We start from the raw sequence: 9,778 nt of genomic DNA, 5'->3' as shown, positions 1-9,778 counted from the left end.
ATCATCATTTCTTCACAATTTAAAAAAAAACATATGAAAAACCTACTAATTATTTTATTGTTAGTGAATCTATCAATATACGCACAGCAAGACGCCCAATATACCAATTATATGTACAATACGATCAATATCAATCCGGCTTACGCAGGTTCGCGGGGAGTTACAAGTATTTTTGGATTGTACAGAACGCAATGGGTTGGGATGGATGGAGCTCCGGTAACGAGTTCGGCTTCGATCAATAGTCCTATCGTAAATTCAAATTTAGGTGTCGGACTTTCATTTGTCAATGACAGGATAGGAGCCTCAAATGAGACTACTATTTCAGCAGATGTTTCATACACCATTCGAACTTCTTTTGCATATAAATTATCTTTTGGTGTAAAAGGAACGGCTAATTTATTAGATGTTGATTATTCAAAATTAAATCGATATGATGTAAATGATCCCAAATTTCAGAATAGTATCAACAGTGAATTTTCGCCAAATATAGGTGCGGGGACTTATTTCTATTCGGATAAACTTTATTTAGGATTGTCGGTTCCAAATTTTTTACAGACAGATTATTATGATGATAATGATGTTGCCACATCTTTAGAACGCATGCATGTTTATTTGATAGGGGGATATGTTTTTGATTTAAGTCCAAACATTCAGTTCAAACCTGCCTTTATGTGCAAAACGGTGGTGGGTTCTCCATTGCAGGTAGATTTATCTGCCAATTTTTTGTTCAGCGAAAAATTTGTTCTCGGTGCTGCCTGGAGATGGGATGCCGCAGCGAGTTTTATGGCGGGATTTCAAGTTAGTCAAGGATTGTATATTGGATATGGTTATGATTTGGAAACGACCAAATTGAACAATTACAATTCAGGTTCGCACGAAGTATTCCTGCGATTTGAGTTATTCAAAAAACAAGAGAGAGTTGCATCACCTAGATTCTTCTAAAACAAAACTGCTGTCATGAAAAAAACTACCTATATCATTGTGTTTATCATTAGTATGATAAATGCATATTCACAAAAAACGAGTTTGGCTAAGGGAGATAAAAAATATGATCAATATGCCTATGTTGATGCCATAAAAACCTACGAAAGAATAGTTGAGAGAGGTTACAAATCTCCTGAACTGCTAGAAAAATTAGCCGATTCCTATTATTTTAAAGCTGATTTGCCTAATGCGGCCAAATGGTATGGTGAACTATATGCTGTCAATCCGAATTTAACAGAGGAAATTTATCATCGTTATGCACAGTCTTTAAAAGCGATTAAAGATTATGAAAAAGCCGATCAAATGATGGCAAAATTCAGTCAATTGAATAAAGAAGACAGTAGAGGTAAATTAGCTGCAGATCAAAAGGATTATTTGGCGATTATAAAGAAAAACTCGGGGAGATATATCATAGAAAATCTCGCCGTTAATACTAAATATTCTGATTTTGGAAGTTCTTTTTTTGGGGATAAAATAATTTTTGCTTCCGGTAGAACCAAAGAAAGGATTTATGAAAGAATTTGTCCTTGGACAGGCGAAGGTTTTACTAATTTATATATGGCTAACAAAAGTGACGATGGAACGCTATCAGCTGTCGAACTGCTTACCAATACTATTAATTCTAAATATAATGAATCGACTGCTGTTTTTACCAAAGACGGTGAAACGGTTTATTTTACCCGAAATAATTTTTTGGAAAAAAAAGGACAAGATAGAGACGGAAGTGTCTTATTGAAAATATACAGAGCAAAACTAAAAAAAGGAGTTTGGACAGATGTTACAGAATTGCCATTTAACAGCGATAGTTACAGTGTAGCACACCCAGCTTTGAGTCCCGATGAAAAGTATTTATATTTTGCATCAGATATGCCGGGAACATTGGGTAAATCGGATATTTTTAAAGTGGCTATTAATTTTAATGGAAGCTTTGGAACACCCGAAAATCTCGGAAATGTAATTAATACTGAGGGAAGAGAAACGTTCCCTTTTGTTACAGATGATAATGAACTTTATTTCTCATCGGATGGACATCCGGGGTTGGGAGGTTTGGATGTATTTGTGTGTAAAATTGAAAGGGGTAATAGGTTTAAAAAAGTTTTAAATGTTGGTGGAACATTAAACAGTTCCAAAGACGATTTTGGTTTCCTGATTAATTCGGCTACAAAGCTGGGCTATTTTACTTCCAACAGAGATGGAGGAGCTGGGAAAGATGATATTTATAAATTCAGAGAAGTAAAAAAAATTCAATATCCCTGCGATCAGTTATTGGCCGGAAAAGTTACCGATAAAGTTTCAGGAGTGGCACTTGCCGGATCAAAGGTTTCTTTATTTAACAGTGAGTATAAAATGCTAAAAGTGGTGATGGCAGATAAAGACGGTAAATTCGATTTTGGGGAGGTTGAGTGTAACTCGAAATATTACGTCAGAACCGAAAAAGAGGAATATATTACTATCGAAACCCCAGTTGTCATTGCAGATGAATCCGGTTCAACGTTTGTTCCATTACAGTTAGAAAAAGCAATAAAGGAATTGAAAGTAGGCGACGATTTAGCCAAAGTATTAGAATTAAAACCTATTTTATTTGATTTGAATAAGTCTTACATACGTCCGGACGCAGGTTTAGAACTTGCCAAAGTTTTTGATGTATTACAGCAAAATCCAGACATGAAAATCGATATTCGATCACATACAGATAGTAGAAACAGTGCTGATTACAACAAAAAACTTTCAGATAGAAGAGCTAAATCAACAATGGAATGGCTGATAAAAAATGGAATTAGCAAAAACCGATTGACGGCAAAAGGATATGGAGAATCACAGTTATTGAATAAATGTTTGGATGGTGTAAAATGTTCGGAAGCTGAACATCAAGTTAACAGAAGAAGTGAATTTATTATCATAAAACAATAGGTTTAAGGGGTTTTTTGTAAAACACATAAAACTTAAGTTTGCAGATTTTAAAGTGACTTTTCAAGAATTCTTTTTTTCAATTGAAAAATATGACTCAAATCGGTTTTTTAAAGAGGCTTCGGTCTTATAATATTTTCAGGCTTTTAATAATAGTGTTTGTGTCATGCGGTTTGTTGATTTTTATTAACTTTTTTACAATAAAAATTCTGTCCGCTACTAGGGCTTATGTTAATGGAGAGTCACACTATTCAAAAGCTCAGAAAGATGCAGTGAGACATCTTATCACTTATATGTACACCGAAGATCCAAAGGAATGGCAACTATTTAGTGAAGAGTTAAAAGTTCCTATGGGTGATGGAGCTGCCCGTGTTGCCCTTTTGAGTAATAATGTGAGTGATGAAACTATTAAAAAATATTTTAGGGCGGGACGAAACAGCGAGGATGATTTGGATAATCTTATTTGGTTGTTTAGAAATTTTAAGGACGTCCCCTTTTTGGCAAAAGCCATTGGCGAATGGGAAGAGGGAGATAAAATGATTAAAGAATTACTGGATTTTGGAAATGAGATTAATAGATCTGAGTCAGTCTCGAATATGGACACTGAGGTTAAGCAAAAAATACTTTTACAGCTTAGTATTATCAGTAATAAATTAACTGTAAATGAACGAAATTTTTCGAATACTATTGGTGAGGGAACCCGTACGATTAAGGATGTACTGATTATTATAAATATCCTTTTCATTTTGGTTATCATCAGTAGTGTGAGCTTTTATCATTCTATAATGGTCAAAAGGCTGGTTGCATCCAAAAAAGAGGTTCAGATTAAAAATGATAATCTGATTATGCTTAACAGTGAACTCGACAATTTTGTTTATAGTGTTTCGCATGATTTGAGATCACCCATCACATCGCTCAAAGGCTTAATCGAATTGGCAAAATTGGAGGATGATTTTGAGAAGATTAATTATTATCTGATGTTGATGAGTCAAAGTCTGAACAGACAAGACCAATTTATAAGAGATATTATTGATTATTCTAAAAATAAAAGAATAGAAACAAGGGTAAAGACAGTGAGTTTGAGTAAACTGATAGAGGAAACCATCAGTTTGCATAATTATAATAGGAATGCAGAGAAAATAGTTATCACCAAAGATATATTGGTAGATGAAATTCAGAGTGATAGTTTACGCCTGAAAATTATAATGAATAATTTACTGTCAAACGCTATAAAATACGTGGACGAAAGTAAGGATGAAATGAAAATAGCAATCAGAACCTATAATCTTGGAGTGTTCCATAAAATTGAAATCGAAGACAACGGAATTGGTATTCAGGAGGAATATAAAGACCGTATTTTTAATATGTTTTTTGTGGTCAACAGTAATAAAGGTTCCGGTTTGGGACTTTATATAGTTCAGGAAACTTTAAAAAAGCTCAATGGAAACATCTCAGTGATTTCACAAAATAATGTAGGAAGTAAATTCATAGTAACAATACCTAATCTCTATCTATATGAGAACTAAGCCTGTTTTTTTGGTAATCGATGACAATCAAATCGATCAGTTTATAATGACTCAGTTATTTAAAAAAGTACTTAACGTTACCGAAATTAATCTAGCTAATAATGGTAAAGAAGGAATCAAATGGATTTGTGACAACCGGAATAAAATTGAGAATCCACTAATTATTTTATTAGATATCCAAATGCCGATTATGAATGGATTGAAATTTTTGGAAGAATATGATACTCTGGGTGATGATTTAAAAAGAGATACTCAGATTTTTATGCTCTCCTCTTCATTGGATATTGATGAAATTCAGAATATCAGAAGCAATAAATATGTCGCTGATTTTCTGAGTAAGCCAATTTCGATTAATGAGTTTAACGATAGATTGATGTGTTGTAATTGATAGTAGTTTATTTTTTGATGTTGAAGTTAGTTTGTTATTAGTCGTAGTTTTTCAAAAGAAGTCGGGGTGGAGTTATTTCTGCTCCGATTTCTTGTTTTTGTGCCAAATCATATTGAAGCTATTTCTAGAAAAGACGCAAAGTATAGAATCAATTTTTTTGCGACTTTGCGAGAAAAAACAAAGCTTAACTTAATTACATTGTTCGCTCAGGCCCAATATCATTAAGTTAAGTATTAAATAAAAAAATGATTGCTGATTTTTGATTAACGATTTTTGATTTCAGATGTAAGAGGCTTCGTAAAATCGACAATCTATATTAAGCACCACGAGATCTGAAATCAAAAATCGTTAATCCTCAATCTAAAATCTCCTAACTTAATTACAATGTTCGCTCGTACCTTCCAGAATTTCAAACTTTACAGACAATAATTATCGAAATTGATTTTTTTTTAAAAGATATTTCAATTTTTTATTGAAAAAATTATTTTATAATTGTATTTTTCACACTTAATTTGGTTATTTGCAAATTGAGTAAAGTAACATTGAAGTTTTTCGGTTACTATCTTTTGCGAAAAAGTACAGTTTTGGAATTTTATCAAATAAAAAATAAATATCAGACTTATGAATTTACATAAATTAAAAAAAACGTTTTTCCCCGCGTTATTTTTTTCGCTCATTGGGTTCAATGGTATTTCCCAAAAAACAAAAGATTTTCATAGTTGGGCAGCCACGCCACCTATGGGTTGGAACAGCTGGGACTGTTTTGGTCCTACTGTGACAGAGGCTGAGGTTAAGGCCAACGCCGATTATATGGCACAATATCTAAAACCCTATGGTTGGGATTATATAGTTGTCGATATCAGATGGTACGTTGGAAATGACAAAGCACACGGATACAACGAAAAAGATCCTGATTATGTAATTGATCAATATGGAAGATTTATGCCAGCTGTAAATCGTTTTCCATCGGCAGCGGGCGGGAAAGGATTTAAGCCATTGGCAGATTATCTTCATAGCAAAGGATTGAAATTTGGGATTCACATTATGCGAGGCATACCTGTAATTGCGGTAAAACAAAACATCCCGATAAAAGGAACTAACCTAACCGCCAGAGATATTTATTCAGATAAAGACCAATGCAGTTGGTTACACGATATGTACACAATCGTTCCCGGAAAACCGGGTGCTCAGGAATATTATAATTCTCTTTTTGAAATGTATGCTTCCTGGGGACTCGATTTTGTTAAAATCGATGATCTTTCGTCACCAATTTATTTTGAAGGCGAAATCGATATGATTCGTAAAGCGATTAATCGCACGGGGCGAAAAATTGTCTTGAGCACCTCGCCTGGAGAAACCCCGATTGCTCACGCAGATCACGTTCAAAAAAATGCAAATATGTGGCGTACTGTAGGTGATTTTTGGGACAGTTGGGGACAATTAAAAGACCATTTTGAAGTATTCGAGCGTTGGAACAAATGGAGAGCCTATGGCGCTTATCCAGATGGCGATATGCTGCCTCTAGGCCATATCGGAATCAGAGCCGAAAGGGGAGATCCTCGTATGACCGCTTTTACAAAAGAGGAGCAATATACTTTGATGACGCTTTGGAGTATTTTTAAATCACCTTTGATGTTTGGCGGAAATCTGCCAGACAACGATCCTTTCACTCTTTCATTATTAACTAATAAAAATGTGCTAAAGGTTCTAAACGAAAGTACCAATAACAAACCTCTTTTTACCGACAAAAATAAAGCGGCATGGATAGCTGATGAACCCAAAACGGGAGCCAAATATCTGGCAGTTTTCAACACAGCGGATCAAAAATTGATTACTGAAGAAAAAGCGATCTGGAACAGCGGCTTGATTGCCAAGAACTCCTCAACCAAAAGTGTAACGCTTGAAATTGATATTAGAGGTGCAAAAAAACTGTATTTGGTTGTTACTGATGGTGGCGACAAAACCGATTGGGATCATGCTGATTGGATTGAACCAACTTTGTACAATGAAAAAGGAGCTACAAAATTAACCGATTTAAAATGGGTTAAAGCTACTTCGGGATGGCAAAAGGTGAAGATTAATCAAAGCATTTCGGGCAATACATTGACAGTGAATGGAATTAAATACGACAACGGAATTGGAGTACATGCAAATTCGATAATAGAATATGATTTACCGGAAGGTTATACTCGTTTTAAAACAACTGTAGGATTGGACGAGGCGTGTATTGGACAAAATACGGGTGCTACTGTTAAGTTTTTAGTTTTCACAGAAAATCCATCAGGGCCACTACCTCCGGCAAATGAAAAAATAGCCGTTGATTTAAAAAGTATTGGTTTTCCTGATAAATGTGTTATAACCGATTTGTGGTCAGGGAAAGAAGTTGGTGAATTTTCAGGAGAATTTGCGCCCGTTATTAATCGACATGGAGCCGGTTTGTACAAAATTGTCAAAGTATCAAAGTAGTTAATTTTATAAAAACGTATGAGCAATAATTCATTAGTATTGATAAAAAGGAACATTTTCAAGTGTATAGTTTTGGTTTTAGGACTGATATTTTTTGGCACAGCCAATGCTCAACCTGTTTCGAAGAAGAAAATGCCCAAGTCTGAGAGTTTCAATGTAAAAACAACAGCCTATTTATTTGCATATTTTATAGGAAACAAAGATGACGAAGAAGCGATTCGTTTTGCGGTTAGCAACAATGGATACAATTTCAGGGCATTAAATAACAATAAACCCATTCTTAATTCTGCAGATATCAGTTCTACTGGTGGCGTGAGAGATCCCCATATTTTACGTGGAGCCGATGGGAAAACATTCTACATGGTGGTAACCGATATGGTTTCGGCCAAGGGCTGGGATTCCAACAGAGCGATGACTTTATTGAAATCTTCGGATTTAATCAATTGGACATCGAGCAATATAAACAGTCAAAAAAGATTTCCCGGAAATGAGGATTTACTTCGTGTTTGGGCACCACAAACTATTTATGATTCCCAAAAAGGAAAGTATATGATTTATTGGTCAATGAAAAATGGCAATAATCCTGATATTATTTATTACGCTTACGCTAATAAAGATTTCACCGACTTGGAAACTGAACCCAAACAATTGTTTTTCAGTCCAACAAATGGTTCCTGTATTGATGGTGATATCATTTTTAAAGATGGAAAATACCATCTTTTCTTCAAAACAGAAGGAGAAGGAGCCGGTATAAAAATAGCTGTTTCCGACAAACTGACGGAAGGTTATATTCTGAAAGATAAATATGTGCAGCAAACGAAATATCCGGTGGAAGGAGCTGGGGTTTTCAAACTGAATAATTCTAATGACTACATTCTGATGTATGATCTTTACACAAAAGGGAAATATCAGTTTACCAGAACGAGTGATTTAGAGAATTTCTCGGTTATTGATAATGCTGTTTCAATGAATTTTCATCCGCGACACGGAACGATTATGCCAATAACGACAAGTGAATTGGCTCGATTGGAAAGCAAATGGGGAACTACAAAAGATATTTTGAGTTCGCCTGAAGCCAAAGAAGTGAAAAAAATCAATATCAATGTCGATGATAGTAAAAAACAAGTTCATTTGCCAGTAAAACAAGGAACCAATCTTTCCTCATTTAAGCCTGATTTTACTAAATATGCGGGAGTGAGTGTTGAACCAAAAACGCCACAGGATTTTACAAAAGGGGCTGTAAAGTACACGGTTACAATAAATGGTCATCCTGCCGAAACTTGGTCTGTTACCGCATCGGTGGCAAATAATCCGGTTTTGAATGGTCTTTATGCAGACCCAGATATTCTGTATTCTGAAAAAGAATCCAAATACTATATTTACCCAACCAGTGATGGATTTGACAACTGGTCTGGGACTTATTTTAAAACATTTTCTTCGACTGATTTGGTAAATTGGACTGATGAAGGAATTATTCTTGACCTTGAAAAGGATGTGACATGGGCGAAGAAAAATGCTTGGGCTCCTTGTATTTTGGAGAAAAAAGTGGGAGGTAGTTACAAATATTACTTTTATTTCACTGCCGGACAAAAAATAGGCGTAGCTGTTGCCGACAGTCCGAAAGGACCTTTTGTAGATTCGGGAAAACCATTGATAGACAAATATCCTACCGGAGTTACAGGCGGTCAGCAAATAGATCCAGACGTGTTCACCGATCCAAAAACGGGAAAAAATTATTTGTATTGGGGTAATAATTATATGGCTGTCGCCGAAATTAATGACGATATGATTTCCATCAAAGAGGAATCGGTGAAGGTAATTACTCCGGATAAATCTTTCCGTGAAGGAACAACAGTGTTTTTTAGAAATGGAAAATATTATTTTTTATGGTCTGAAGATGACACCCGAAGTGAGAATTACAAAGTACGCTACGGAACTTCAGATTCTCCAACAGGAAAAATCAATATCCCGGAAAATAATTTAGTTATATCCAAAGATAAAGAAGCAGGAATCTACGCAACAGGACATAATTCGATTATTCAGATTCCGGGCAAAGACGAATGGTATATTGTTTATCACCGCTTCAATTACCCTAATGGAATTGCCATGAGAAGACCGGCAGGATTCAATCGAGAAGTTTGTATCGATAAAATGGAGTTTGATGCTGCCGGAAATATTGTAACGGTGAAACCTACTCACGAGGGAATTAAACCTTTGAAAAAATAATATTTTTAATTTAGTTAGTCAAGGCTGTTTCTTTTATAAGGAGCAACTTTTTTATTTAATAGGCGCTTGTCCGTAATCGTACCTAATAAGGTTTTTTTGCCACAAATTAAACGAATTTTAAAAATGTAAGCATCAAAAAAAATCTGTGAAAATCAGTTTAATCCGTTCAATCTGTGGTCTATCTTCGGCTTATAGACAACATAGCGGACAAGCATATTGTTTAATAAATATAAAGTTCAAAAGAGTTAACTTATTTAACCCAGATTAATCAATAAGAATA

General features: G+C 34.9%; 6 protein-coding genes. All 6 read left to right on the top strand.

The window, feature by feature from the left end; translation table 11 throughout:
• Positions 1-33 precede the first annotated feature (33 nt).
• Entirely contained in the window at positions 34-942 is a 909-nt protein-coding gene (locus tag EM308_RS15685; protein WP_035635772.1) for a PorP/SprF family type IX secretion system membrane protein, read from the top strand.
• Positions 943-957: 15 nt separating this feature from the next.
• Complete coding sequence (locus EM308_RS15680) at positions 958-2,895, top strand: OmpA family protein (RefSeq protein WP_035635769.1); 1,938 nt, start codon at positions 958-960, stop codon at positions 2,893-2,895.
• Between the two features lie 269 nt (positions 2,896-3,164).
• A complete protein-coding gene (locus EM308_RS15675; RefSeq protein ID WP_231559994.1) occupies positions 3,165-4,418 on the top strand; it encodes a sensor histidine kinase in 1,254 nt (417 codons plus the stop codon).
• Entirely contained in the window at positions 4,408-4,806 is a 399-nt protein-coding gene (locus tag EM308_RS15670; protein WP_035635764.1) for a response regulator, read from the top strand. The genes EM308_RS15675 and EM308_RS15670 overlap by 11 nt, the downstream gene beginning before the upstream one ends.
• A 621-nt stretch (positions 4,807-5,427) precedes the next feature.
• A complete protein-coding gene (locus EM308_RS15665) occupies positions 5,428-7,272 on the top strand; it encodes an NPCBM/NEW2 domain-containing protein (protein WP_035635762.1) in 1,845 nt (614 codons plus the stop codon).
• 18 nt (positions 7,273-7,290) lie between these two features.
• A complete protein-coding gene (locus tag EM308_RS15660; RefSeq protein ID WP_051877707.1) occupies positions 7,291-9,498 on the top strand; it encodes a family 43 glycosylhydrolase in 2,208 nt (735 codons plus the stop codon).
• Positions 9,499-9,778: the final 280 nt, after the last annotated feature.

It is taken from the genome of Flavobacterium gilvum (genome assembly GCF_001761465.1).
In the GTDB taxonomy this organism is placed as follows: domain Bacteria; phylum Bacteroidota; class Bacteroidia; order Flavobacteriales; family Flavobacteriaceae; genus Flavobacterium; species Flavobacterium gilvum.
This window is presented reverse-complemented; position numbering and strand designations above follow the sequence as displayed.

Coding starts and splice junctions, on each gene's coding strand:
- EM308_RS15685 (WP_035635772.1), top strand. CDS start 34: ATGAAAAACCTACTAATTATTTTATTGTTAGTGAATCTATCAATATAC.
- EM308_RS15680 (WP_035635769.1), top strand. CDS start 958: ATGAAAAAAACTACCTATATCATTGTGTTTATCATTAGTATGATAAAT.
- EM308_RS15670 (WP_035635764.1), top strand. CDS start 4,408: ATGAGAACTAAGCCTGTTTTTTTGGTAATCGATGACAATCAAATCGAT.
- EM308_RS15665 (WP_035635762.1), top strand. CDS start 5,428: ATGAATTTACATAAATTAAAAAAAACGTTTTTCCCCGCGTTATTTTTT.
- EM308_RS15660 (WP_051877707.1), top strand. CDS start 7,291: ATGAGCAATAATTCATTAGTATTGATAAAAAGGAACATTTTCAAGTGT.